The sequence below is a fragment of the Bdellovibrio bacteriovorus HD100 genome, from assembly GCF_000196175.1.
Lineage (GTDB): Bacteria > Bdellovibrionota > Bdellovibrionia > Bdellovibrionales > Bdellovibrionaceae > Bdellovibrio > Bdellovibrio bacteriovorus.
Window position 1 is genome coordinate 1,443,076 of the sequence record NC_005363.1, and the last position, 23,958, is coordinate 1,467,033.

The 23,958-nt window shown below is 51.8% G+C and carries 22 protein-coding genes and 1 tRNA gene; 9 read left to right on the top strand and 14 right to left on the bottom strand.

Features of this window, described 5'->3' with window-relative positions; all coding sequences use genetic code 11:
* Nucleotides 1-2: 2 nt before the first annotated feature.
* Nucleotides 3-725, bottom strand: coding sequence for a pseudouridine synthase (locus BD_RS06890; protein ID WP_038448852.1), 723 nt, complete (start codon nucleotides 723-725; stop codon nucleotides 3-5).
* A 139-nt stretch (nucleotides 726-864) separates the two neighbouring features.
* On the opposite strand from BD_RS06890, the gene BD_RS06895 reads away from it, so the two are divergent.
* From BD_RS06895 to BD_RS06905, 3 genes are all read left to right on the top strand, one after another.
* Complete coding sequence (locus BD_RS06895; RefSeq protein ID WP_011164002.1) at nucleotides 865-1,431, top strand: DsbA family oxidoreductase; 567 nt, start codon at nucleotides 865-867, stop codon at nucleotides 1,429-1,431.
* Nucleotides 1,432-1,516: 85 nt separating this feature from the next.
* On the top strand, nucleotides 1,517-2,272 hold the full coding sequence (locus BD_RS06900) for a type 1 glutamine amidotransferase domain-containing protein (RefSeq protein WP_011164003.1): 756 nt from the start codon (nucleotides 1,517-1,519) through the stop codon (nucleotides 2,270-2,272).
* Nucleotides 2,269-3,225 (top strand): sigma-54 interaction domain-containing protein, encoded by a 957-nt coding sequence (locus BD_RS06905; RefSeq protein ID WP_011164004.1) that lies wholly within the window; start codon nucleotides 2,269-2,271, stop codon nucleotides 3,223-3,225. The genes BD_RS06900 and BD_RS06905 overlap by 4 nt, the downstream gene beginning before the upstream one ends.
* Here BD_RS06905 and BD_RS06910 read toward each other — a convergent pair.
* On the bottom strand, nucleotides 3,219-3,779 hold the full coding sequence (locus tag BD_RS06910) for a hypothetical protein (protein WP_011164005.1): 561 nt from the start codon (nucleotides 3,777-3,779) through the stop codon (nucleotides 3,219-3,221). The two genes, BD_RS06905 and BD_RS06910, sit on opposite strands and share 7 nt — an antisense overlap.
* Nucleotides 3,780-3,830: 51 nt before the next feature.
* Nucleotides 3,831-4,061: a glycine zipper domain-containing protein gene (locus tag BD_RS06915; RefSeq protein ID WP_011164006.1), complete on the bottom strand. Its 231-nt coding sequence runs from the start codon at nucleotides 4,059-4,061 to the stop codon at nucleotides 3,831-3,833.
* A gap of 180 nt (nucleotides 4,062-4,241) precedes the next feature.
* On the opposite strand from BD_RS06915, the gene BD_RS06920 reads away from it, so the two are divergent.
* On the top strand, nucleotides 4,242-5,231 hold the full coding sequence (locus tag BD_RS06920) for a Ppx/GppA phosphatase family protein (RefSeq protein WP_011164007.1): 990 nt from the start codon (nucleotides 4,242-4,244) through the stop codon (nucleotides 5,229-5,231).
* Here the strand turns inward: BD_RS06920 and BD_RS06925 are convergent.
* Nucleotides 5,215-6,345: a baeRF3 domain-containing protein gene (locus BD_RS06925; protein WP_011164008.1), complete on the bottom strand. Its 1,131-nt coding sequence runs from the start codon at nucleotides 6,343-6,345 to the stop codon at nucleotides 5,215-5,217. The two genes, BD_RS06920 and BD_RS06925, sit on opposite strands and share 17 nt — an antisense overlap.
* A 166-nt stretch (nucleotides 6,346-6,511) precedes the next feature.
* Here BD_RS06925 and BD_RS06930 point away from each other — a divergent pair, with 166 nt between their 5' ends.
* On the top strand, nucleotides 6,512-6,970 hold the full coding sequence (locus BD_RS06930; RefSeq protein ID WP_011164009.1) for a host attachment protein: 459 nt from the start codon (nucleotides 6,512-6,514) through the stop codon (nucleotides 6,968-6,970).
* Between the two features lie 111 nt (nucleotides 6,971-7,081).
* On the opposite strand, the gene BD_RS06935 is transcribed toward BD_RS06930, so the two are convergent.
* From BD_RS06935 to BD_RS06970, 8 genes are all read right to left on the bottom strand, one after another.
* Nucleotides 7,082-8,848, bottom strand: coding sequence for an ABC transporter ATP-binding protein (locus BD_RS06935; protein ID WP_011164011.1), 1,767 nt, complete (start codon nucleotides 8,846-8,848; stop codon nucleotides 7,082-7,084).
* Between the two features lie 91 nt (nucleotides 8,849-8,939).
* Complete coding sequence (gene udk, locus BD_RS06940; RefSeq protein WP_011164012.1) at nucleotides 8,940-9,563, bottom strand: uridine kinase; 624 nt, start codon at nucleotides 9,561-9,563, stop codon at nucleotides 8,940-8,942.
* A 5-nt stretch (nucleotides 9,564-9,568) separates the two neighbouring features.
* On the bottom strand, nucleotides 9,569-10,201 hold the full coding sequence (gene upp / locus BD_RS06945) for a uracil phosphoribosyltransferase (protein WP_011164013.1): 633 nt from the start codon (nucleotides 10,199-10,201) through the stop codon (nucleotides 9,569-9,571).
* Nucleotides 10,202-10,224: 23 nt separating this feature from the next.
* On the bottom strand, nucleotides 10,225-11,442 hold the full coding sequence (locus tag BD_RS06950) for a URC4/urg3 family protein (protein WP_011164014.1): 1,218 nt from the start codon (nucleotides 11,440-11,442) through the stop codon (nucleotides 10,225-10,227).
* Complete coding sequence (locus tag BD_RS06955) at nucleotides 11,435-12,682, bottom strand: GTP cyclohydrolase II (protein ID WP_011164015.1); 1,248 nt, start codon at nucleotides 12,680-12,682, stop codon at nucleotides 11,435-11,437. Before BD_RS06955 ends, BD_RS06950 begins: the two co-directional genes overlap by 8 nt.
* Before the next feature lie 15 nt (nucleotides 12,683-12,697).
* Nucleotides 12,698-14,173, bottom strand: coding sequence for a CoA-acylating methylmalonate-semialdehyde dehydrogenase (locus BD_RS06960; RefSeq protein ID WP_011164016.1), 1,476 nt, complete (start codon nucleotides 14,171-14,173; stop codon nucleotides 12,698-12,700).
* Between the two features lie 118 nt (nucleotides 14,174-14,291).
* A complete protein-coding gene (locus BD_RS06965; RefSeq protein WP_011164017.1) occupies nucleotides 14,292-16,058 on the bottom strand; it encodes a hybrid sensor histidine kinase/response regulator in 1,767 nt (588 codons plus the stop codon).
* A 143-nt stretch (nucleotides 16,059-16,201) separates the two neighbouring features.
* On the bottom strand, nucleotides 16,202-17,359 hold the full coding sequence (locus tag BD_RS06970) for a hypothetical protein (RefSeq protein WP_231839308.1): 1,158 nt from the start codon (nucleotides 17,357-17,359) through the stop codon (nucleotides 16,202-16,204).
* A 146-nt stretch (nucleotides 17,360-17,505) separates the two neighbouring features.
* Here BD_RS06970 and BD_RS06975 point away from each other — a divergent pair, with 146 nt between their 5' ends.
* From BD_RS06975 to BD_RS06990, 4 genes are all read left to right on the top strand, one after another.
* Nucleotides 17,506-18,312, top strand: a complete 807-nt coding sequence (locus tag BD_RS06975; protein ID WP_011164019.1) for a TIGR02147 family protein — start codon at nucleotides 17,506-17,508, stop codon at nucleotides 18,310-18,312.
* 112 nt (nucleotides 18,313-18,424) lie between these two features.
* Nucleotides 18,425-19,702, top strand: coding sequence for a collagen-like protein (locus BD_RS06980; RefSeq protein ID WP_011164020.1), 1,278 nt, complete (start codon nucleotides 18,425-18,427; stop codon nucleotides 19,700-19,702).
* 14 nt (nucleotides 19,703-19,716) lie between these two features.
* Nucleotides 19,717-20,934, top strand: a complete 1,218-nt coding sequence (locus BD_RS18400; RefSeq protein ID WP_011164021.1) for a hypothetical protein — start codon at nucleotides 19,717-19,719, stop codon at nucleotides 20,932-20,934.
* A 16-nt stretch (nucleotides 20,935-20,950) separates the two neighbouring features.
* Nucleotides 20,951-22,525, top strand: coding sequence for a hypothetical protein (locus BD_RS06990; RefSeq protein ID WP_011164022.1), 1,575 nt, complete (start codon nucleotides 20,951-20,953; stop codon nucleotides 22,523-22,525).
* Between the two features lie 179 nt (nucleotides 22,526-22,704).
* On the opposite strand, the gene BD_RS06995 is transcribed toward BD_RS06990, so the two are convergent.
* Together BD_RS06995 and BD_RS07000 are read right to left on the bottom strand one after the other, a co-directional pair.
* Nucleotides 22,705-22,786 (bottom strand) — tRNA-Leu (locus BD_RS06995).
* A 118-nt stretch (nucleotides 22,787-22,904) separates the two neighbouring features.
* The gene (locus tag BD_RS07000) at nucleotides 22,905-23,804 is read right to left on the bottom strand and encodes a S1 family peptidase (protein ID WP_011164023.1); all 900 of its coding nucleotides are present in this window, start codon (nucleotides 23,802-23,804) and stop codon (nucleotides 22,905-22,907) included.
* Nucleotides 23,805-23,958 lie beyond the last annotated feature (154 nt).

The window sequence follows — 23,958 nt, forward strand, 5'->3', positions numbered from 1 at the left end:
GGTCAAAGGGATTTCAGTTTGCCCTCAAGCGGAAGTGCCGGATCAAACAGAAGTTGAATTTTCTTCCATTTATCGCAAGGCGGGGCCTCGATAGAGACTTTTTCGCCACTCCAGGGGTGCGTGAACTCCAGGCGCAGGGCTTTCAGGCACAAACCCTCGATTTCCAAGTGATTTCTGAAGAAACGGTTGTGGTGGGAATCGCCATGAACGGCGTCCCCCAGTAATGGATGAGAGATGCGGTTGAAGTGACGGCGGATCTGGTGGTAGCGACCGGTGTGCGGGGTGACCTCCACCCAGGAATAGCGGGCGGTGGGGAATTTTTTACCGACGGCCACGGGGAATTCCACGGTCGCCAGGCGTTTAAAGCTGGTATGGGCGTCAACCAGATCGCCGGTGGAATCCAGTTCCAAGGGCAGCTGCACTTCGCCTTCTTCCTTTACGAAACCACGCACGACCGCCTGATAGGTTTTATGGGTGGCGCGCTCGGTGAACAGGCGGCACAGTTTACTGGCAGACTCAGAAGAAAGGGCAAACAGCAGCACCCCACTGGTGCCGGCATCCAGGCGGTGCACCGGATACACGTGCTGCTTCATCATACGACGGGCGTGGTAAAGGCAGATCTTATCGCGGGAGACCCGGTGCTGGACATTCTCGTGAGGATGCACATGAAAGCCAGAAGGCTTGTTCACGGCAATAAAATATTCATCTTTATACAATAACTCCACGAGGGTCCTTTCGCCGGGCGGCCGCGCGACCCTAGAGATAGTTATTATTGGCGGTCTTGTCAAAATAAACGTCGCCATAGCGAAGAGGGCAGACTTGACCTCGCATTGAACTGATCTAGACTCAGGCAGGAGGCCCGGAATGAAGCACAAGGCAGTTCTGTACAGCGATTTCAATTGTCCATTTTGTTACGCTCTTGAAGAGCGCCTGGTGGCGCTTCGGTTGGCGGCTTTTGTCGAGTGGCGGGGTGTTCAGCACGCGCCCGAATTGACGGTGCCGATGCAGCTGGCGAATCTGGGGTTTGCTCAAAGTATCGAACGCGAAGTGGTGATGGTGAAGGAATTGATGCCAGAGGTTGACATCGCTTTTCCCATTGGAAAACCCAACACATTGAAAGCCATTCAGTATTCAATCGCAGCCTCCCGGCAGGATCCTTTACTGGGGTTGGTGTTCAGGCACACTCTGGCCCGGGAATTCTGGGTGAATGGCGAAGACATTTCCGATGAAGCGATTATCAAAAATGTGGCTCATCAGTTCCAGCTGGACTCTTTGAGGGTCGACAGTGCTGCCGAATCGGAGGCGGATCGCTGGCAAAGAGAATGGCAGCACCTGGGGACGGGCGCAGTGCCCACGTTGGTCCGGGACGACGGTGAGACTTTGACGGGCCTGCAATCCGTCGAGGCGTTGAAGGGCTTTTTCGGGGAATGATTGTTGATTTGCACTTGTGCTGGCATAGCTTTGAGTTCGCAAGCCCGCTTTGAGAAGATAGTGGTATTGCGAAGGAGGAACGGCCATGAAAAGCAACAAAGTGCTTTTTGTTCTGACTAGTACCGAGCAGCTTGGCGATACCGGCCATCATACAGGCGCTTATCTTTCTGAAATCACCCATCCTTATGATGAATTTGTGCGTGCGGGATACGAAGTGGACATGATCAGCCCTCTGGGCGGCAAAGTGCCCCTGGATGGTGTGAAAATGGATGATCCCATCAATGCCACGTGGATGAATGACGAAGAGTTTCTGTCCAAGGTGGAAGGCACCGTGAAACCCTGGCAGGTTTCAAGTCGCGATTATTGCGCGATCTATTTTGCCGGCGGGCATGGGACGATGTTTGATTTTCCCGAAAATCTGCAGCTGCAAAAGCTGACAGCGGAAATCTATGAAAACAACGGTGTGGTCGGGGCGGTCTGCCATGGCCCGGCAGCGCTGGTGAATGTCCGGCTTTCTGATGGACAGTATCTGATCAAAGGTCACGAAGTTTCCAGCTTCACCAACGAAGAGGAAGAGTTTGTCGGTATGGAAAAGTCCGTTCCGTTTTTACTGCAAACGCGTCTGCAGGAGCGCGGTGCCCACCATACGTCGTCTCCGAAATTTGCCGGACATGTGGTTAAAAGTGGCCGCCTGGTGACCGGGCAAAATCCCGCCTCGGCGGCCGGTGTCGGCAAAGCCATGGTGGAGGTTCTGGATTTTATCGAAGAAGGCCGCATCGTGCCCGAGCAGAACTGGTGTGAATGGCATGAACCCCCACAGCACCATCGAGGTGGTCTGTGACGGATGACTCACGCATCATCGCCAAGAGCCCGCGCTTTTTGGAGGTGCTGGATCTGGCTCGGCGGGTGGCGGCCAGTTCGGCCAATGTTCTGATCACAGGGGAAAGTGGCACCGGGAAAGAAGTCATCGCCCGCTTGATTCACGACCAGAGCGCCCGACAACGGAAGTCCTTTGTGCCGATCAATTGTTCTGCCATTCCAGAACCTCTTTTGGAGTCGGAACTTTTTGGATACGCACGGGGTGCTTTCACCGGCGCCATGAATGCACGCCAGGGTTTGTTTGAAGAGGCTGATGGCGGGACGCTGTTCCTGGATGAAATTGGTGATCTGGATTTGCATCTACAGGCCAAGCTTTTGCGTGTGTTGCAGGAAAAGAAGGTAAAACGGGTGGGGGAAAACCACTATCGCCCTTTGAACCTGCGTATTGTGGCGGCGACTCACAATGATCTTGAAGGTGACGTACAGGAGAAACGCTTTCGCGAGGATCTGTATTTTCGTTTAAAGGTCGTGTCGATAAAAATCCCCCCGCTGCGCGAGCGCACCGAGGATATTCTGCCGCTGGCACACCACTTTCTGGACAAGTTCACCAGGCGATATCAGATGCCAGGGAAAAAATGGAATCGCGATGTCGAGGATTTCCTGCTGACCCGCCCGTGGACGGGCAATGTGCGAGAGCTGGAAAATACCATAGAACGGGCCGTGGTGCTGAGCCCCGTGGACCATATCCCACTGAAGGTTCTGCAGGATGATCTGCAGGTCCGGGAGTGCAGCCTGGATCAGATTTTTGAAAAGATGCATCAGATGCAAGGTCGCTTTTTGTCTTTGGAGGAATTGACCCGGGCCTACATTGAGTATGTGCTGAAATCCAATCGGGGAGCCCGTGAAAAAAGCTCCCGCGATCTGGGCATTGACAGAAAAACACTGTATCGCAAAACCCACGCGCCTCTTCAGTGAAGATTTGCAGAGGGACGTTCGGCTTCGGCGCGAGCGCGGTGCAGTTCGGACTCGGAACTGGTGGCAGAATTGGACGGGCTGCGGGCTCGAAGTTCGCGGCGCATTTCACGCTCTTTGACGAAGTCCATAACCAGGGCTGACAAAGCGGCTTCCAAAGAGCCTGCCTGGATTTCCTGCTGGCGTTTGAAGTCGGCTTCCGCGGCTTCGCGGCGTTCACCTGCGGCACGGACGCCCGGCCAAGCATAGAAGTAAACATAACTCAGACCTCCCACGGCCAGGGCCACCAGAGTCAGGCTGGTGATCAGGGTGGAGTTCCACATGACAAAGCCGGCACGGTCATATTGACTGGTGGCCTCGGTCAGAAACATAAAGATGCCTCCGCAAACAAAGGCAATGGCCCCCAGGCCTCCCATCGACAAAAAGACCGCCTTGCGGCTGCGGATCGTGATGGCGTCATAAATTTCCAAAGCGCTGTCTTTCAGACTGCGACGGGGGCTGTGGCCTTTGCCACCGAAACCCAAGATGAAAGGAAGTATAAATCCTAACCATTTCATAGTATTCTCCTGGCGTGAAAGCGAGTCAGGCCCCTTGCGGGGCCCGGGATTTTAGTGTTTGCGATTGATCAGGGCTCCTGCCACAAATCCTACAGCGGCGGCTCCAAGGATGGCATAGAAGGGATGTGCCTTCACAAGGTCCTCGGACGCTTCCACACCTTCTTTGACTTTGGATTCCACGGCATGATAGCGGTCGCTCCATGCGCTCTTTTCAAGCTCGTGAGCTACGTTTTCTTTGATATCGCCCATTTTTTTTCTGAATTCGCCTGTTGTCGGTTCCATGGCATTTCTCCTTTTTCTCATGGTTAATGTTACGAGCAATGCAACCCAAAGTAAGACGGTAGCAGCATTGGTGCCATTCTCAGATTCAAGGAGACGGCAGTACGCCGATCTTCAGAGGCATATAGTCCCCGCTGGACTGGAAACTTGCCCCACACCCGGTCCATGCGTTAGCATGACGGCATGATTAAAACCTTCGTACTTGTTTCTGTTTTTCCTGCAATTGCTTTTGCGAATCCCTGTCATGAAAACCGCGCGGCGCTGGATCTGGGGTCCGGCACCACCAAAGCCTATGTGGCCACCGTTGACACGTGTGAAAAGAAGATTGTGAAAGTGTTGTTTGAGGACCGGCTGCCGCTGGCTTTCAATGAAGCTCTGGAGAAATCCCCGACCAAAGAAATACCGGACTCCATTGTCAATGAATCCACTCCGCGCATTGAGCTTTTGCTGCAAAAAGTGAAGTCCTACAACGTAAAGAGAATCAATGCTGTGGCAACCTCTGTGTTTCGTGTGGCAAAAAACGGGCAGGCCGTTGCCAAAGGGATTTCCCAAAAGCTCGAGATCCCGGTGGAAGTCATCAGCCAGGAACAGGAAGCTGAGTTGGGGTATTGGTCAGCACTGGCCCAACGGGGCATCACAGATACCCGTAATTTGATTGTCTGGGATATCGGGGGTGGATCGATGCAGATGTATTCCCGCGAGAAAGGCAAAGTCCATATTTTTGAAGGGGATCTGGCATCAGTGACTTTCAAAAATCAAATTTTGCAGGTGTTGCAGTTTAAAGACCCCAAAAAAGAATCCTCTCCCAATCCCTTTGCTCGTCAGAGAGAAGCCGCTTTGCAACTGGCGAAGAACCATGCCTACCTGAATGTCCCGGCTTACTTCAAAGCCAAGGCGGCTACGGCCCGTTGGGTGGGGGTGGGAGGAGTGATCTCCATGTCCGTGCAAAGGCAGGTGCAGCCGGGTGGATCCGAGTTCACGCAAAGCGCACTGGAAGAAACACTGAAGGTGCGTTCGCAACTGAAAGACGCAGAAATTGAAAGTGAATACCGTATTTCCGACATCTCAAATTTGGCTCTGGTGCTGGGATACATGAAAGCTCTTAAAATCGAAAAGGTGGAAACAGCCCAGGCCTCTTTAGGCCAGGGGCTGATCTTTAAGAATTTAAAATAGCGGCAGCTGGCGAAGGGCTGGGCATGTCCTCTTTGGACAGAACCACGACTTCGCCGCCGTGACGAATCACCTCGCAGGCGATATCATCCAGAATGTCATCATCCTTGGCATTGGTCTGCTTTTCGTGGAAGGTGATCTGTCCGCTTTTGCGGTGCAGTTCACCCCAGATCTCGCTGTTGTTCTGTAAGTAAAGGGTGCGCACGTGGCCGTTGATGGCGGCCCGGCTGATCTTGACAAGATCGTCGATGACCTTTTTTTGATGATTTAGTTTCTCCAGCTCATAAGCTGACAAGTTGCGCTGCTGAGCCAGTTCTTTTTTGACGTGCACCTGGGCCTGATGAATCAGGGATTCCATGCGCGGGGTGGTCTTGGAAGGATCCATCTTAAAGAAAACGGCTCGGGGGTGAGAAGTCACTTCCTTGTAAGTGTGAAACATATTTTCTCCGGCAAATACAAACAAGGGAATCTGTTTGTATCCCGGTTCTCGGCTGATCTTGGCTTCGATCCATCTTAAAAAAAGCTTCACACCGGATTTCTTTTTGCATTGATTGTCCTCCAGGCCACGGCCACGCATGTGGCTTTTGAGGTGTGGGATCTGCGAAGTTTCGGTTTCATCCAGATGCTTCCAGTGAATGCTGTTGCTGTGCTGGCCCTGATGGAAAAGGAAATTTTGAATTTCAGTGCCACTGCCACCGTCACAGTGAAGCAGCACTGCCTCTTGCGGAGTCAAAGTCAGAATGTGATAACTGCTTTCACCTTGAAGGTCCTCTAGCAGAGGTTTCAGATGGAAGCTCTCAGCCACCACCACTTTGGACGGGACGGTATGGGCGGCCATATAGAAACCCTTCCAATGTTTGTTCACAAAGATAGCCATACCAAAATCAGAGCGTTGCAGGTGCTCCGCAGGATTAAAGGAGTACAATGAATCCAACAACGCTTTCTTGTCGCCGTTTTTGGCATCCAACGACAGCAAATGAGCCGCCCGTCGGACCAGAGTTTCATACTCCAAAAGCAGAGTCTTATCGGGCATGCCGGGAATATAGATGGAAATGCACGGACCTTCATTTACAGAGGTCAGCTTCAGTAAGTCATCGTGGGTGAGTTTGTCTAACATGGGGGATCTCCTGAGACGAAGAGGGAATCCTTCTATGATCCGTTCTTTTCAGAGGGAACTCAAAGTGTCTTGTGACAGTCCAGTGTAGGGGGTCATCTTGTGACCCGCGGGTCCCAGCCGTTATAGTAAAAAGAGAATCCTCAACTTCCAAGAAAAGAGGACAGTCATGAAAACATGGATTGTAGTCGTCAATCGAGTTGAAGCAAAAGTTTTTGAAAGTGACGGTAGAGGACACAAGGGGGATGTGAAGTTCATCGAGAAACTTGAAAATCCCCGGGGACGTCTGAAATCCCAGGATATCAATGCGGATAAACCGGGATTCTCTCCGGGAGTGGCGGGGCATGGGGGCACCAAAGAAAAAGCCCAGTCACCCACAGACCGCGTTTCACAGATGTTTGCAAAGAGGGTTTCTGACTATCTTGAAGAGGCCCGTCACGCGAACTCTTTTGACGAAGTTGTGTTGATTGCGGCGCCGCAGTTCCTGGGGCGCATGCGCAGCATGTTCAGCGGACCGTTAAAAGAAGTGGTGTCGATGGAGATTCCAAAAGATCTTGGCCCGGCGGTGACCGGACCGGATTTGCGGGACAGATTATGGCCGGCACCGGAAGTGCGTCATGAACTCTGAATTAAAAAAACCAATACAGAATCAGCGTGGAAAACTGGGATGGATCTTCTTATGGTTGATCGGTATCCCGGTTCCCATTTTGCTGATTCTGTTTCTAGTCCGAGGCTGCACTTAAAGCGGAGCGGTCCAAAGTTGGAAGTACATCTTTCGATTTTGCAGAAGCTCCTGATGTGTGCCGCTTTCCACTACGCCACCTTGGGCGACAACATAGATGTTGTCTGCCTGAGTGACTGTGGACAGGCGGTGCGCAATCACGATGGTGGTGCGGCCCTTGGTCGCTTCCGCCAAAGAGGCCTGAATGACAGCTTCAGTTTCGTTGTCGACGGCCGACGTGGCTTCATCCAAAATCAAAACAGGTGGGTTCTTTAAAATCACCCGGGCAATGGAGATACGCTGACGTTGACCGCCGGACAGTTTTTGCCCGCGCTCACCAATCAGAGTGTCCAGACCTTCCGGAAGTTTTTCGATAAATTCCATTGCGTGGGCTTTGCGGGCGGCTTCCAAAACCGCGTCCCGGCTGGCACCGGGACTTCCGTAAGCGATGTTTTCATAAATACTTCCATGGAACAGAAACACGTCCTGGCTGACCAGACCGATTTGGGAACGGAGATCTTGGGGATCACAGTCGGCGGTGTCTTGACCGCCGAACAGGATCTTTCCGGAAGAAGGTTTATAGAACCCCAACAGCAGTTTTGTGACTGTGGACTTTCCGGAACCTGTCGGGCCGACAATAGCCACGGTTTTTCCCGCGGGCACCCGGATATTGATGTCTTTAAGTACTTGCACGCCATTGCTGTAGGCAAAGTCCAGATGCGAGAATTCGATGCCTTTGGTGTGATCAAAATCCCGCACGGCTTTGGTGGATTCCAAATTCACCGGGGTTTTGATCAAATCCAAAACCCGGTCAGCCGAAGCCATCGCACGTTCAAACAGATCCACGGTGTCAGCAAGGCCTGTCAGCGGCCACAAAAGACGCTGAGTCAGGAATACCAGCACGCCATAGAATCCGACATTCAGTTCCCCGCGCAGGGCCATTTGGCCCCCCATAATGAAGGTGGCGATAAAGCCCATCAACACCGCCATACGAATCAAAGGATTGAAGGCGGAAGAGACTTTGATGGCCTCTTTGTTCGATTGAAGATAAGTCATACTGTCGTTGGCCACTTTTTTGGATTCAATCTGCTCGGAGGTAAAGCTGCGAATCGTCGCCATGCCCGAGATATTGTTCGCCAGACGGGATCCGATCTGGCCGGCCTTTTCACGCACATCCAGATACAAGGGGGCGGCACGCTTCTGGAAATAGAACGCGCCCCACAAAATCACCGGGATCGGCAGGAAGGCAAAGATCGCGATACTTGGCGCCAGGGCAAAGAAAACAGCCCCGATTAAAATCACCGAAGTGAAGACTTGAATCAGACTGTTCATGCCGCCGTTCAGGAAACGCTCCAGTTGATTGATGTCATCGTTCAGGATTGAAACCAGGCCACCGGTGCTGCGATCTTCAAAGAAGGACATGTCCAGTCTTTGCAAGTGATCATAGGCTTCCGTGCGGAATTCATGTTGCAAAGACTGGGCAAGACCGCGCCATTTTAATAGCAACAGATATTCAAAAAGGGATTCACACATCCAGATGAGCAAAGTCAGAACGGACAGCAGAATAAGCTGATGGCCGGGTTCTTCCACGCCCCATCTGGCCAGGAAAGATTTTTCCTGATTGGCGACGACATCAATCGCGATACCGATCAGAATTTCGGGCGCGATATCGAATGCTTTGTTCAGGAAAGAAAACAGACTTCCTAAATAGAAGTCACGACGGTGTTTCTTGGTGTAGGAAAAAAGGCGGGCGAAGGACTGGAAAGAGCTTTTAGAGTGTGCCATGGCGAAATGTCTACACCTGTCCGCATTCCGGGTCCATCTGAAAATGCCATTGGCGCCTTAAGTGAAAGCTGAATGAGCGATCGGCCTGCTATTACCGCACGGGCAGGGTGTTTTGCAGGCGATGGGTGAATTGTGAAAGTACCGCATGATAGTCCCCTGAGTCCGTCACTATGGTTTGGGCATGACGTTTTGAAGGCTCCACAAATTCGTCATGCATGGGACGAACCTGAAGTTCAAACTGCTTTTTTACTCCCTCTGGGGTGCGCCCGCGTTCATGCACATCGCGGTGCAGACGGCGTTGAAAGCGCAGGTCTTCGGGGGTGTCAAAAAAGACGGCTTCATCCAGCTCGGCTCGAACTTCTTTTGAATGCAGGATCAAGATCCCATCCACGATAATGACTTTTTTAGGGTTTTCCAGAAGGGTTTCCGTTTTACGCGAGTGGGTGACAAAGTCGTAAATTGGCACCTGCAGCGGCTGACCCATTTTAAGGGTCTGAAGCCCGCGTGCGAGTAGCGTGAAATCCAAGGCCTGGGGATGATCAAAGTTCACCGAGCCCCCATCTCCATCAAAGCGAGCGGACTGGTCGATATAGTAATTGTCCTGATAAAGGATGCTGCAGTTTTCTGAACCCAGCATCTTTTGCAGTTCTTTGGCGAAGTATGTTTTGCCAGAGCCGCTGCCGCCAGCGACTCCGATAATGTGGGGACGGCTCATAGCACCTACTTGGTTTGGAACAGACGGTCTCCGGCATCACCCAGGCCCGGGACCAGATAACCCATTTCGTTCATTTCGTTTTCAATGTTGACCGTATAGACCTCAACATCCGGGTGATAGTGATGAACTTTGTCCAGACCAGTTTGGCTGGTCAGAATGCTGATGACTTTGATTTGGCCCACACCATAATTTTTCAGGCGGTCAATCGCGGCAATCATCGTGTCAGCGGTGGCGATCAAAGGATCGCACAAAAGCACATCCTTGCCTTTGATGTCCTGAGGCATCTTGAAATAGTATTCCACCGTGTTGTGGATGAATTTGTCGCGATAGATGCCGATAAATCCGGTGCTGGCAAAGGGCAGCATGGAAAGCGCACCATCCAGCATGCCATTTCCGGCCCGCATGATGGAAACCACCACCGGAGCGCGCACTATGCGCTGGGCTTCGGTTTTGGCGATCGGGGTTTCAATGGCGATCTTTTCCAGGTGCTGCCAGTCGCGCATGGCCTCGTAAACCAGCACTTTCGAGATTTCTTTGACGATCTCGCGGAAGTCCTGGGAATAGGTGTTTTTGTCGCGCAGGTAACCCAGCTTGTGACGAAGCAGGGGATGATCGATGACTTTGACTTTTGAATTCACAAAATACTCCTTAAAGATAATCCTTAGAAAACAGTGCCGTCGCTTTCAATTTTCAGCGGAGGCGAACTATCCGCACGCAAGGCTTTCGCCGCCTTGCGACCGGCCCACCAGGTGCCGCCTTCCAGAACCTTTGCCAGCGGGAATTCCGAAGGGGACTTATTCAGTTTGCTCTGAACCTGCTGACCAATACGATCCAGCAAAGACACGGTCAGGCCGCGCCATTCAATGACCAGCTCTGAATCCGGGCGATGACTTTGTTCTGCCATACCTGGGTCTTTCAATGAAATCAGACCGCGATCCAGCAGCAGGCCGCCATTGCGATACTCGGCAAGCCCGGTCAGTCTTTCGACCTCGGTGATTTCAAAGCCGGCCTCCAGCAAAGGCTCAATTAAAGAATAGGTCATCCACTGGGAAAGTTTGTGGAAGGCCGCAAGGCCTCCGGGAACTTTGGAATAGTTCCAGATATCCCCCAGATTGACGCCTGCGACTTTCACACGCCCCGGCCAGATTTCACCCAGTCCGTCCAGCACTGCGCGCAGCAGTTGGGGACCCGTGATGCGATCGCCATAGCGGGCGCGCAGGTAATCCACCAGGCTGCCGGGACGGCCCCCTGGGAACAGACCTTTTTTTTGTTCAATGGTTTTTCCAAGGTTTTGCAATAAGGACAATCGGCCCTCGACACCCACCAAAGGATTCTGGGCACTGACCTGAAACACCTCGGAAAGCTTTTGGGTCGTTAGATTTTGCAGACCCTTTGCCGTCGCTTGCAGTGGTTTGTCGGCGTCGTCAGAGAGAGCTCCTTCCATAAACAGATAAAAACTCGCAACGCCGAGGCCTTCGGAACGGGCAAAGTCTTTTTGGGTGCTTTGTTCATGAAAAGACCAGATGTTTCCGGCACCGGCATCCAGTAACACCGACGTGATCACCAGATCCAGCTTGATGCGGGCCTTTTCCAAAGCGTCAAAACTTTGAATCTGTTCTTGCAGGATTTTCACGCGATCAACGCCACCGGCGCGGAAGTGCCCCCAGCGCGAGTGAAAAGGAATTTCCAGGGCCGGATAATTCTGGCGGATCACTTCAATCACATAATCCACAACCGGTTCAAACTGATCATCGTGATAGTGGAAGTGCGTCTGGCCTGACTTAGTCAGTTCTAAAATCTTTTCTGCACTTTGGCGGATCGCCAGAGGTGACAGCAAAAAATCCAGGTCCTGGGCAGAGTAGGTGTGAGAGTTATTCATCGATGGGTCTCCCCAGAACTGTTTCCAGTTCCTTGACGGTTTTGGTTTCACCCGGGTTGAAATATCCCGCAGCTTTTTTTGCTTCGATTTCAACTTGCGCATCAGCCGGGATCAGTTCCGCTGGAATAGAGATGCGGTTGACGACTTCAATGCCGCTTTTCACGATGGCGTTGTATTTCATGTTGCTCATCGAATGCAGGTTGTGGATTTTGGTGATGCCAAAGAAATGCAAAATGTCCGGCATCAGTTCCTGGAATCTGGCGTCTTCAACCCCGGCCACACATTCGGTGCGGTGGAAGTAAGTGGATGCGGAATCGCCACCAACCTGTCGTTTACGGGCATTGTAAACCAGGAACTTGGTGACTTCACCCAAGGCACGGCCTTCTTTGCGATAGTAGGCGATCAAACCCACGCCCCCGCGCTGGGCGGTTCTGGCGGCATCTTCAATGCCGTATATCAGATAAGGACGGCAGGTGCAGATGTCGGAGCCAAAGACATCTGAGCCATTGCATTCATCATGCACCCGGCAGGTCAGTTCGATTTTTTCGTTGGATAGATCCTGTGGGTTTCCGAAAATGTAAACAGTGGTGCTGCCAATAGGCGGCAGCATCACTTTAAGATCGGGGCGCGTCACCAGTTCCGGGAACATACCGCCGGTTTCCTGGAACAGGATCTTGCGCAGGTCGCCTTCGTCGACATTCAGACGTTTGGCGATGCCGGGCAGATACCACACGGGCTCAAAAGCCACTTTGGTGACCTTGATGTCTTTGTTTTCCAGAACGACCTTGCCATCCACTTTCAGGCGGCCGGCATCAATGGCCTGATGGATCTCTGGAATCTGCAAATGGGCCTGCGTCACCGCAATAGTCGGGCGGATGTCATAGCCCGCTTCGTAAAGATCTTTGAAGTGAATGGGAATATCCAGTCCCCAAGGATCAATGGACACGATTTTGTCCGGGTCAGACCAGGAAGGGAACGGCCCCATGCGCACCGGACTGTCCGTGTTGTGCAGATCAGGTTTGTGAGTGGTTGAATAAGACCCTTGCGCGATGGAAAGCGCACGGTACACAGCATAGGAACCACTGTGTGTTCCGATGGCGTTTCTTTGTTTGATGTCGGTCAATGAACCAATGACAGGTCCCCGGTGCATGGGGTTTTTGACGCCCCAATGAATTGGCAGGCTGTCTTTGAACACCTGGCTTGAGTGAGAGGTCAGAATAACGTGGGCTGCTCTTTTCATCTTATAAATCCTTTTTTAAGACATCCAGTTGCTGTCGTCTTGTTTTTCCCATTTCATTGTTACTTTTTTGCTGTTGGACCAGAAATCCAGGGACTGCGCACCTGTGATATCGCCATGTCCAAATTTGGAGGCATTCGCGCCACCGAAAGAGAACGGCTCACGCGGCACCGGGACACCGACATTCACACCCACCATGCCGGTTGAGGCCTGGCGAATGACCTTTTCAGCCAGACTGCCGCTGGAGGTGAACACCGAACAGGCATTGCCATAGGGATTGCTGTTTTCAATTTGCATGGCGTGAGTGATGTCGCGGCAGCGGATGATGCTCAGAACCGGACCGAAATATTCAAGCGTCGCGGCTTCGCTGTTCGGTGCGACATTGTCCATGATGGTCGGACCAATCCAGTGACCGTGATCCAAACCGGCTGGCGCCGGAGTGTTTCGTCCATCCAGTAGAATCTTGGCGCCTTCTTTTTCGGCGCGAGTAATGGCGTCTTTTAAGAACTGCACCTGAGATTTGGAGATGATCGCACCCATGTCTTTGCCAAGAACCAGGGATTGCGCGCGCTGAATGATTTTTTGGATGTGATGATCGACGTCACCCACAGCCAATACCACGGCGGCGGCCATGCAGCGTTGACCCGCACATCCGGTGAACGAGTCACTGATACCAGCTCCGGTCAGATCGGGATTTGCGTCCGGCAAAAGCACGATGTGATTTTTCGCTCCGCCCAAAGCCAGCACACGTTTTCCCAGGGCTGTGCCACGCTGATAAACATGTTGTGCCACTTTGGTAGAGCCAACAAAACCCACGGCTTTGACCTGTGGGTGATCAATGATCGCCTCGACTGTGTCTTTGCCGCCGTGAAGAACCTGGAACAGTCCATCCGGCAGTCCGGCCTCTTGAAGAGCCGCGGCGATTTTCATCGACGTCAATGGGGTTTTTTCAGAGGGCTTCCAGATATAGGCATTCCCCAAGGTCAAAGCAATAGGGATGGTCCACATCGGGACCATGGCCGGGAAGTTAAACGGCGTGATATTGGCAATCACACCCAGTGGTTCACGACGGAATTCACAGCTGACTCCGCGAGAGACTTCCATTTTTCCACCCAGATCCATGTTCTGCAGGGACAGGGCAAACTCCAGAACCTCAATGCCTTTCATCAGGCCGGCTTTGCCTTCGGCAAAGGTCTTCCCGGATTCAGAACTTTTCAGGTGGGCGATTTCGTCCAGATCCCGCATCAGAATCTGACGGAAGTTGAACATGATTTTGGTGCGTTCTTTCAAGGGCACGTCTGCCCAGGATTTTTGGGTTTCATGAGCATCTTTGATCGCCAGGTCAATGTCTTTGGCAGTGGAAGCGTGAAGGTTGCCGATGATTTGACCATTGTAAGGACTGACGACATCCATCGCAAGGCCGGAGCCTTTTAGGAATTTACCGCTGACAAAGTTTTGGCAGGGGATGGGAGTGGCCGGAATTTTTACGCTCATGAATTTCTACCTCTTTGTAAAAATGAAGCAGAAACTCTAAGTCAAAAGAGGTGAATTGAATAATTACAATGAAGTATTATATCCCTGGGGTGTGAGAAAGTGCGGACGAAAATGAACATTACAATGTGCGATCTTGTGGTGAGGGTTTCTTGTCACCAGAGAAGAGCAAATCAGAAATCGTATTGATCAGTTCTGAAGTTTGCACGGGTTTTGAGATATGCACATGAAAGCCAGCCGCCAAAGCCCGTTCATGCTCTTCAGGGCGGGCGTGAGCTGTCAGTGCGACGGACCACAGATTTTCGCTGCCGGGAAGAGTGCGGATCATTTTGAGCAGGCTGTAGCCGTCTATGTCCGGCATGCTGATGTCACTGAGAAGTATTTGTGGATTGAAGACCTGGTAAAGATCAAAAGCTTTTTGGGCGGAGTCTGCCGTCACCACATTGGCGCCGGCCTTTTTCAAAACCAGACTTAATAAGTTTCTGGTGTCGGCGTCATCATCAACAATCATGATGCGCACCTCGTCCAGTGTTTTGGGATGTTCGGGGTTGGTCTCCACTAGGTTCTCATAGCCAAAATGACTGGTGGTGAATCCTTCATGCAGCTGGGCGGCCAGGACTGGCAAAGACACGGTGAACTTGGCCCCTTGATTGGGGCCTGCGCTCGTGGCTGCGACGGTGCCGCCATGGCCTTCAACGATGTGGCGGACAATGGCCAGCCCCAACCCCAGTCCGCCATAACGGCGGGTGGTGGTCGCATCTTCCTGACGGAAGCGCTCGAACACATAGGGCAGAAATTCCGGGTCAATGCCTTTGCCGTTATCGATGACATCAATCTGCACACGCGATTCGACGTTTGAAAGTTTCACGGTGATATTGCCGCCTTTGGGAGTGAACTTGATGGCGTTGGAAAGAAGATTCCACAGAACCTGCTGCAACCGTTCGGGATCTCCGCCGACGGATTTGAGGCGCTCAGGGCCTTCAACACGCACTTTGATGTTCTTCGATTTGGCGGCAATTTGCACACTTTCATAGGCGGCCTCCACCACCGACTCGATGTCGATGGGCTTCACATGCAGCTGCAGTTTTCCGGATATGATGCGGGAGACATCCAGCAGATCATTAATGATTTGCACCTGAATCTGGGCGTTGCGATGGATGGCGTTGATCGAGACTTTGGCTTCCTCCGGCGAGGTGGCCGGGTCTTTCAGGATATCACTGTGACCCAAAATGACGTTGAGAGGTGTGCGCAATTCATGCGAGACCGTCGCCAGGAATTCATCTTTCAGGCGATTGGCGGTCTGCGCCTGTTCGTAAAGGCGCTGGCGAATGCTGGCGTCTTCTTTTAGCTGCTTGTTGGCCAGTGCCAGCTCCTGGGTGCGTTCCTGCACCCGATGTTCCAGATCCTGATACAGGCTGCGCAGCTTGGATTCTGTGGCTTTGCGCTCGGTGATGTCATGCAGAAAGGAACCAAACAGATGTTTTCCATTGTGTTCAAATGGAAAGATGGTCATCTCGACGGGAATCTCATGGCCATCACGATGAAGCGCGGTGATCTCCATGCGTTTGTTCAGGACGGGGCCTTCGCCCGTGGCAAGGTAGTGAGCCAGGCCCTTTTTGTGGGCCTCGCGATATTTGTGCGGGATCACGATGTCTGCAAGCTCTTTTCCCAGAACCTCTTTGTCCTTCCAGCCAAATGTCTTTTCCGCCTGACGGTTCCAGTCTGTGATGAGCCCGTCACTGTTCATGCCGATAAAGGCATTGTAAGCCGAATCCAGAATCGTGCGGGTGCGCTGTTCGCTGATTTGAAAGCGATCCAGAAAAGTCCTTTCAGACTTCGATAATAAAAAACGAGCGACCTTGTTACGAAACCAATCAGCAAGTTTCATAATAAAAAGAATAGCCTGTTTAAATTATAGCGACCGCAATTTATTTAAATTCATCCAGCTTGGGCGATGCGGGGGATGTAGGATGGCAAGGTGAACCGTTGAGTCGGGGGCATCTGGCAATAGTAAATATTGTAAGATGCCACTCAAAACTCGAAACCAATGCCCGGAGGAAGAGAAAATATTTTTGAGAAGATCCAGATTTTTACCGGCGTAAGGTTGCTGGTGGTTTCAAATCTGACAGAGGCCGGTTGCCCAGTTCCTGAATAGGAGATCAGAAGGTCATGGGAAGAGATGGCCGTCCAACCGTTTTTGTCTTCGGGTTCCCGGACCAAATATGAAAGTCTGACAGTCTTTTCTTTGCTGATCAGGTGAAAGGTTTGATATCCAAGCAGTAATTCCGGGCCTGGAAGCTCAAAGAAAAACGAAGATTCACCATTTTTGATGATAACGGTCTTCTTGTCTGCGCTTAACCCCAGAGAGCATTTTTGCTCCTGCCCAAGATTGCTTTCCAGATCTTTGGCGACACAGCTTTCCTCGATGGATTTGTCTTGGATCCAGAAGATCAGACTTTTGACATCCTTGGCTCCATTTTCTTCTAGAGGAATTGTTCGTAGAGCTGAACCCACGACGCGTTCATCAAATCCAAGACCGATGAGATGCACTAACAGGTCATCGGAGGACTTGCCTGAACTGGCATCCATCAGCAGGTGTGTGGCTTCGCGGATTTTTGGATAGTCGGTCGCAGTCAGAATGGAATACAGCGATTTTGGCTTTACGGCAACTGCGAGGGCTTTGGACTGCACATACAGGTCCATGACCGTTTCGTGGAAAATCAGATAGGCTTGCGTTTCGGGGGACAGGGTGTTGAAGGCGCTGCTGTCGATCCAGATTTCACCCTCTGTTTGAAAGGCATACTGTTCATAATCCTTTGTTCGGAATTCCATCCCCATTTTTTCGGCGTCAATGCGGTTCAGTTTTTGGGGCACAAAAATCCAGGTTTTCTTTTGCAATACTTTGAGCAACGCCGGGTTGAATGACGACGTTCTTTCCAGAACTTTGCTGATTTCTGTTTTCCAAACATCCAGGGACTCAAGTTTGGTGATGTACTGCTCATACATTTTGGAGTTAAATCCGGTGCCGCCACCGCCGTCGCCGGTGTTTCCGCCGCCGCCACTGGTTTCCGTGGGACCGGTGCTGGTGTGATCACTGGGTTGACAGGCGACGATAAACGTCATGAAGCCGCACAGAAGCCAGGGCATAAGGCGCAAATAGAATCTGTTTCGCGATGCTGGCACTGTCATATTCGACTCCTGACAACCTGAAGAGCAAGCGGCATGCCTCGCCGTTGGTCGCGAAATCTCATTGTGAGACAGGAGTAAGGTCTTGATTTTTGACACGGAAATCGAAAAACAGGTCGGGCTTTGTTTACCGTTAGTAAACTGGGGGCATGCTGGATATTTATAATTACGATGACTACAGGCTGTTCTTTAAGGATGTACTTCAATCACAAGAGCGGACTGACAAGAAGTACCGCGGAAGATTGGTTGAAGCGATGCGAATCAGCACCTCGTTGTTTTCGCAGATTCTGAAAGGTGAAAAAAATCTTTCTTCTGAACAGGGCTTGGAGGCCGCAGCCTTCTTTGGTTTTGGTGACAAAGAAACGGATGTCTTTATGCTGATGATCGAGCTGGGGCGGGCGGGTTCCGTCAAGCTGCAGGCGCGGCTTAAAGACAAGATCCAGATCCTGCAGTCCGAAGCCAAGTCCATCAGTGCCCGGGTTCCCAAGGATGTTGTCCTGAGTGATGTCGACAAAGCCACCTACTATTCCTCCTGGCTCTATACTGGTGTCAGGAATCTGCTGCCAACCCCCGCAGGAAAGGAACTGAAAACCATCGCTGAAAAACTGGGTGTGCCTTTGGAAAAAGTGGACACGGCCATTCAGTTTCTGATTGAAGTGGGCCTGTGCGAAAGAAAGAATGGACAGCTTTATTACAAGCAGGGGTTCACTCATCTTGATTCAACCCATCCGATGATTCTAAGGCATCACCAGAACTGGCGTCAGCGAGCCATTGCAAAGATGGATTTTTACAAAGACCCCCATGTCCATTATACAAGTCCCATGTCTTTGTCCGCCGAAGGGGCTCAGAAGATCCGGGATTATCTTCGCGCAAACATTAAGGAAATCATCAACTTGTCGCGCGAGGGAAACCCTGAGATCGGCTATTGCCTTAATATAGACTGGTACGAATACTGACTTTACCAAAAGTAAACTGAAACCCGGCCGTTTTAACCAACCGGACTTCGCGGAATTTTTCTGGATTCTGTAAAAAGCTTCTCATGCGAACTGAATCGTATGAGGAGTTTTTATGAATTTTTCCAAATGGATCTTCGTGTTGTTGGTTCTGACTCAGGTGCAAGCCCATGCGGGCCCGTTGTGTCTGAATGACCGGTACCAATCGAAATGGACGGCGGAAACACTCTCTGAACAAATGTCATCCCTGCAGGAACGCGCGAAGGCAGCAAAGCCCTTGTGGGTTCGCCTTCAAGGCGAGGATCTTCTGATTAAAGAAGACACACTTCTGGTGCTGCCTGAAAACCCATCTCAGGCTCTGGCGCGAATTGGCAAACTGGCCGTCCGAAACAATGCCATGATTTTCTATGCTCAAAATACACGCCTGGTTGTTGCCGAGGTGATGAAATCCTCTCGAGTGCAATTCCTGGATGTGGCGGCGCTGAATCTTTCAGCTGCAATAGATCACACGCAGCAGGTCGTTTCTTTGACAGAACTAAAAAACAATCCCGATCAGGCTGAACCGTTCAAAAGTTGCACCCTGATGTCCTGTGTAGGTGTTGCCGCGGCCAACGGAAGTCATGGCGGCGCAGGCGGCAATGGCCGTGATGCTGGCGGCAAAATCAAATGGGGTATTCCACAGTCCACACCCAGTTCTGATGGCGGCGCAGGGGCTTCTGGCGGTGCCGGCGCGAATGGCCGTAACGGTGACAATGGCGCGCCCGGGGTTGCGGGGTTGAACGCGCACAAACTTTTCATGCAGTTTGAAAGTGTGGATCTGTGTAGTGGGGTGGAAATTGTCGCCAGTGGAGGTGCGGGGCTCAAGGGGCTGAAAGGTCTGAATGCTCAGGACGCCGGACAAGGTGGCAATGGTGGCAAGGGCGGCCGTGGTGGCGGTGCCAAGTGGGATCGTAAAGCCAGCCGAGGTGGCCGTGGGGGCAATGGGGGTGCTGGTGGCAACGGAGGCAACGGTGGATTTGGCGGTGATGGCGGCAAAGGCGGTGACGGCGGTCTGGTGGTCGTCGTGGTGAAGCCGCGATTCCTGGATATGGTGAAAGTAAACGACAATATCAATGTTCTGGTTGCCGGTGGCAAAGGCGGACCGGGTGGAGCCAAGGGGCTTGCGGGCAAAGGTGGCCGCGGTGGTCATGGTGGAGAAGGTGGTAACGGCGGTGACGGTTCTGTCTTCAGTCATGGCGGCAGCTCAGGACTTGCCGGAAGTGCGGGAACGCAAGGTCAGGACGGCAAGGATGGGCAGGAGGGCCGTCCCGGTGTAGAGGGCCGCGAGGGCCTTGTGACCAAAGCGGAGATTTATATTTCCAATGATGTCTCCATTGAGAGCTTTCAATTTTAGTAAGGAGAATGACCATGAAAAACGTGTTTAAAAAACTGATCCCTTTGGCTGCGGCTGTGACTTTTGCTGACCCTGCATGGGCCCGGATTCTGGGGGATCCCTCAGAAAGAACCCGCGTGCTGCTTGAAGAACAACAATTTCTTTGCAGTCAGAATGAAACTCTTGTGATTAACGGCGACGTGGAAATCACGCGCAAGAACGAGGACCTGCGCAATGCACCTCTGAATGTTGATTTGATCTGCAAACGGATTGAATTCAAAAACGGGGGGAGAATTCTGACGCAATCCAATTTGCAGATTGTAGCTGACTCTGTTGAAGGCTTTATGAATGTGGAAAGCATTCGCGGGGTGAAAGGACAGCAGGGTGAATTCGCCTCTGCGGTACTGGAAATTGCCAACACCGGTTCTGCCGGAGCCCGCGGTGGCAATGGCAGGGGCGGCAGCCTGACAGATTCTCCAGAGGACGGAGGCCGAGGCCAGCATGGCTACAATGGTATGGATGGCCGGGACGGCAACAATGGCGCTCCGGGTGAACCTGGGGTTCATGCTTCTGACATCGTTGTGAAAATCAACAGAATCCAAGGGACGGTTGGCTTCCGCATCCGCGCAGTTGGGGGCGAAGGCGGCACGGGCGGTAAGGGTGGCAGAGGGCAACAAGGTGGTAACGGGGGCGTCGGTGGGGACGGCGGTCGTGGTGGGAACCAAAAGTACGCTATTTGGAATCGCTCTGGCGATGGCGGAGACGGTGGTGATGGAGGACACGGCGGCAACGGCGGTAATGGCGGCGCTGGTGGTGACGGAGGACGAGGTGGCAACGGCGGTAAGATCGCTTTGTATGTGGCCGAGGTCTTCAACACGCTGGAACTGACCGGGGATGAGTTCGACAACCGCGGAGGCCCCGGAGGTCAGCCAGGTATGGGCGGCGAAGGTGGTGTTGGTGGCAAAGGGGGCGAAGGTGGTAAGGGCGGATCTTCTGGGACGGCTCTGGTGACCTCAAGTTGTGATGTCCCTCCGTGTGAAGGTGATAACGGTCGCCATGGTAAAAAAGGTCTTGATGGCAAGCCGGGACTGGCCGGTCCGCAAGGGCGTCTGGGGCAGGACGGTTTGGCCGGTGTTAAAATTCTGGATCCGAAATTTAAATTTGTGAAGTCGGTTCCTGACGACTATTTCGACAAGCTGCCCGAGCTGGGAACAGAAAAGAATTTGAAAATACTCAGAATGAAACTTCCTTAAGAGCAGGGACAAAGTTATGAAAAAAATTATTTTGGCAATGTTGTTGTTATCGTTGCAGACGTATGCGCAGACAATCAGTTACAGCGAAAACAGTTCTTTGAGGCTCGGGGCGGGGGTGGACTTGGACCACCCCGACAAGGCCAAGGCCAATTGTGTTAAAAGTTCTGATCGTGAATGGCTGGATGGGAACACTCCCGTTTCAACAACGTTTGACCTAAGCATGATTGAGACCTCCAGCGAGCTGGAAAGAAAAATGAATTTTGATGTTCAGTTGAATGCGGCGGGCACAATCAAGGCCGTGAATTTTGACAGTCAGAATTACTACCGGGTGATTCATAAGTTTCTGGAAAGCAAGAACAGCCTGAATTTTGCGCTGACGGCGGAATTTTCCTACGGTCGCAAAGGCCTGACAGAAGAGTCCCTGAAGCCCGAGTATCAGACCCTGCTGGACAACGGCAAGTGGCAGGAAGTTTTGAGAAGATGCGGAACGCACTTTGTTTCAGAGGAGATTCACCGATCCAAAGTGGTCGTTTTGATTCATGTGAAGAATTCCCGCACCGAAGACATCAAGGAACAGATTCTGGATCTGAAGAACAAACTGAAAGTTCCCAAGCTGAATTTCGGCGGGGATTTGAATGTTCAGTACAAAGAATTCATCCGCAAGCTGGATAAGATTGGTTCGGTGGAGGTGAAAGTGGTTTCTGTCGGCGGGCAGGGCGCAGATGCGTTGGGTGTCTTTGCCAATGAAATTGTGGTGGATGATCTGCAAAGCATAAAAAACGCCGCAGAAAAGTACTTTAGAAGCTTTACGATCGAGAATTCCCCGGTGTTCGCCTATGTGGTAAAACCGTTGGATATTTTCGAGGGCGCTGAAAACATCCGTCCAAGACAGAAAAAGTGGCAGCACTTGAAATTACTGGCTGACTGGATTTTTGAGCACGAGGAACTGCTGGCAGAAATCAAAGGTATGCAAGCCCGGGTCAGCAAAGCCCTTTATGCCGTGTACTTTGAACCAAAGTCGATGGCTCTGGAGACCAGGATCAACGAGATTCGCTCTCGGGCTGAAGAGTGTCTGGACCGCTACAACTGTGACAACCTTCCGGCCGTGGCACCATTTCCGGTTCATGTCCCATCCCGCGCCGTCAGTGCGGTTTCATTGAACACGCAGTGTGGGTATCTGCCGGTAAGAAATTCCAACATGCAGATTCTAAGTGATGTCCGCGTAGGACTTGATGTGGATGTGATGTATGCCAAGGACATTGAAAATATCGAATTGTTCCGTCTGGATCAAAACGGCGAATTCCAGAATGCAAACTATGGACAGAATGAAGAACTGACGATGGCAAACAATATTCTGGAATCCGAAGTGGGCCGCATCAGAAGATATCAGTCGGTGAACGAGTTTTCCGCCAACCACGTGCTTTCAGACAGCGCCATCCTGTCAGCACAAGACAGCGTGCTAAAGGCCCAGGAAATCTTCAACGCCGCCTTTAATTCAATCTACATCATGAAGATCCGATTTAAACAGGGTCAGGACTTAACCCAGATTCTGGGGACCCCTCCGATGAAAAACTGCTCGATCACAAGATAACAGTGGATCGCAACTTAATCCAATGCGGGGGCGCGCCCCCGCACCGCAAACCGAGAGCCCCAGCTACCCAAATCTTCCCCTTTAAATTCAAGTTCCACAGCGAAGCAAAACGCCAGTGCGAAGCCAGAAAATAAATAACAAGAGCGAGGATGTGTCCGAAGAATTTAAAGGGGAAGATTTGGTGCGGGTGGAGGGACTTGAACCCCCATGCTTTCGCGGGAGATTTTGAGTCTCCTGTGTCTACCATTTCACCACACCCGCAGTGAGACGTCTTTTGTATTGAATTTGCCCGGAACTGACAAGGATTTTTTAAATAAAAAATGAAAAAGGGGCCTATTAAGCCCCTTTTGTCATGAATTTGCCCTAATTTTAAGCTGACTTAAAGCTTATTGATTTGATCGTTGATCCAATCCAGGTGTTCGCGGACGTCCGTGAACAGGGCAACGCCGTGGCAGACGCGCACTTTCTTTTCATCGGTGGCGCGGTTGTCGACCCCCATGGAGGTGATACCCACCAGGGTCAGGTCAGAACCCACTTGATTATAAAGCGGACCGCCGGAGTCACCCGTGCAAACGCCGGTATTGGCCTGGTCCACGATGATGGTTTTTGGAACTGAAACTGACTTTCCAACCAAGGCCAGATAAAAGCTGGTGCCCAGAACATTGGACGAAGGCGTGGAGGTGAAACGCAAAGTTCCAGAGTCTTCGCCTTTTTCTGTGGTGGTTCCATAGCCCGTCATAATCAGTCGGTCTGTAGGTGCCACGCTGTAGGATTTTTGTGGCAGTTCACGGATTTTGTAGCCTTCAGGGATGCTGCCAGAGAATTTCAGCACGGCCAGATCTGTCGAGGCGTTGTTGAAGTCTGTTTTGTTCCAATAAGAGTAAGCATCAGGAACCGCCGTATCAGTCACGAGACGCAAAGTTCTTTTCGGAGCAGAAGAAACACAGCCCACGTTATTGGAAAAAGCGATGGCCGTTTTGCCGCCCCAGCTGGAAATACAGTGAGCCGCGGTCAGAACTTTGTTATTTGCAACCAGGGTTCCGGTGCAGATGCTGGTCTCTTCTTTATAATTCATATGAATGACCATGACGGTGGAAGAGCTCAACTCATTCCCCGAAGCCAGGGTTTGTCCATTCACGATACCAAAGGATTTTCCGGATACTTCACAGTTCGAAGGTTCGACTTTAAGATCGCTGCCACCGCCAGAGCCGCCGCAGGCACTAAGAAGAGATAGAGACAGAAGGACAGCAGAAGAACGAAGAAATAGAGCAGGGGACATCCGGGAATCTCCTTATATAGCGTCTGCACTCCGGCGTCGCCGGCCGAGTTCGAAGAGAAGTTTTACCAAATTTATCCATAGTCAGGGGCACTATGACCCCGCTTTGCAAGAATTTCAGAAACCGTACTGGAAGTTGTCACAATTCCCGTCACTC

What these genes read in the sequence shown, in the direction of transcription:
- BD_RS06895 (WP_011164002.1), top strand. Translation starts at nt 865, where the DNA reads ATGAAGCACAAGGCAGTTCTGTACAGCGATTTCAATTGTCCATTTTGT.
- BD_RS06900 (WP_011164003.1), top strand. Translation starts at nt 1,517, where the DNA reads ATGAAAAGCAACAAAGTGCTTTTTGTTCTGACTAGTACCGAGCAGCTT.
- BD_RS06910 (WP_011164005.1), bottom strand. Translation starts at nt 3,779, where the DNA reads ATGAAATGGTTAGGATTTATACTTCCTTTCATCTTGGGTTTCGGTGGC.
- BD_RS06915 (WP_011164006.1), bottom strand. Translation starts at nt 4,061, where the DNA reads ATGGAACCGACAACAGGCGAATTCAGAAAAAAAATGGGCGATATCAAA.
- BD_RS06920 (WP_011164007.1), top strand. Translation starts at nt 4,242, where the DNA reads ATGATTAAAACCTTCGTACTTGTTTCTGTTTTTCCTGCAATTGCTTTT.
- BD_RS06925 (WP_011164008.1), bottom strand. Translation starts at nt 6,345, where the DNA reads ATGTTAGACAAACTCACCCACGATGACTTACTGAAGCTGACCTCTGTA.
- BD_RS06930 (WP_011164009.1), top strand. Translation starts at nt 6,512, where the DNA reads ATGAAAACATGGATTGTAGTCGTCAATCGAGTTGAAGCAAAAGTTTTT.
- BD_RS06935 (WP_011164011.1), bottom strand. Translation starts at nt 8,848, where the DNA reads ATGGCACACTCTAAAAGCTCTTTCCAGTCCTTCGCCCGCCTTTTTTCC.
- udk (WP_011164012.1), bottom strand. Translation starts at nt 9,563, where the DNA reads ATGAGCCGTCCCCACATTATCGGAGTCGCTGGCGGCAGCGGCTCTGGC.
- BD_RS06950 (WP_011164014.1), bottom strand. Translation starts at nt 11,442, where the DNA reads ATGAATAACTCTCACACCTACTCTGCCCAGGACCTGGATTTTTTGCTG.
- BD_RS06955 (WP_011164015.1), bottom strand. Translation starts at nt 12,682, where the DNA reads ATGAAAAGAGCAGCCCACGTTATTCTGACCTCTCACTCAAGCCAGGTG.
- BD_RS06960 (WP_011164016.1), bottom strand. Translation starts at nt 14,173, where the DNA reads ATGAGCGTAAAAATTCCGGCCACTCCCATCCCCTGCCAAAACTTTGTC.
- BD_RS06965 (WP_011164017.1), bottom strand. Translation starts at nt 16,058, where the DNA reads ATGAAACTTGCTGATTGGTTTCGTAACAAGGTCGCTCGTTTTTTATTA.
- BD_RS06970 (WP_231839308.1), bottom strand. Translation starts at nt 17,359, where the DNA reads ATGACAGTGCCAGCATCGCGAAACAGATTCTATTTGCGCCTTATGCCC.
- BD_RS06975 (WP_011164019.1), top strand. Translation starts at nt 17,506, where the DNA reads ATGCTGGATATTTATAATTACGATGACTACAGGCTGTTCTTTAAGGAT.
- BD_RS06980 (WP_011164020.1), top strand. Translation starts at nt 18,425, where the DNA reads ATGAATTTTTCCAAATGGATCTTCGTGTTGTTGGTTCTGACTCAGGTG.
- BD_RS18400 (WP_011164021.1), top strand. Translation starts at nt 19,717, where the DNA reads ATGAAAAACGTGTTTAAAAAACTGATCCCTTTGGCTGCGGCTGTGACT.
- BD_RS06990 (WP_011164022.1), top strand. Translation starts at nt 20,951, where the DNA reads ATGAAAAAAATTATTTTGGCAATGTTGTTGTTATCGTTGCAGACGTAT.
- BD_RS07000 (WP_011164023.1), bottom strand. Translation starts at nt 23,804, where the DNA reads ATGTCCCCTGCTCTATTTCTTCGTTCTTCTGCTGTCCTTCTGTCTCTA.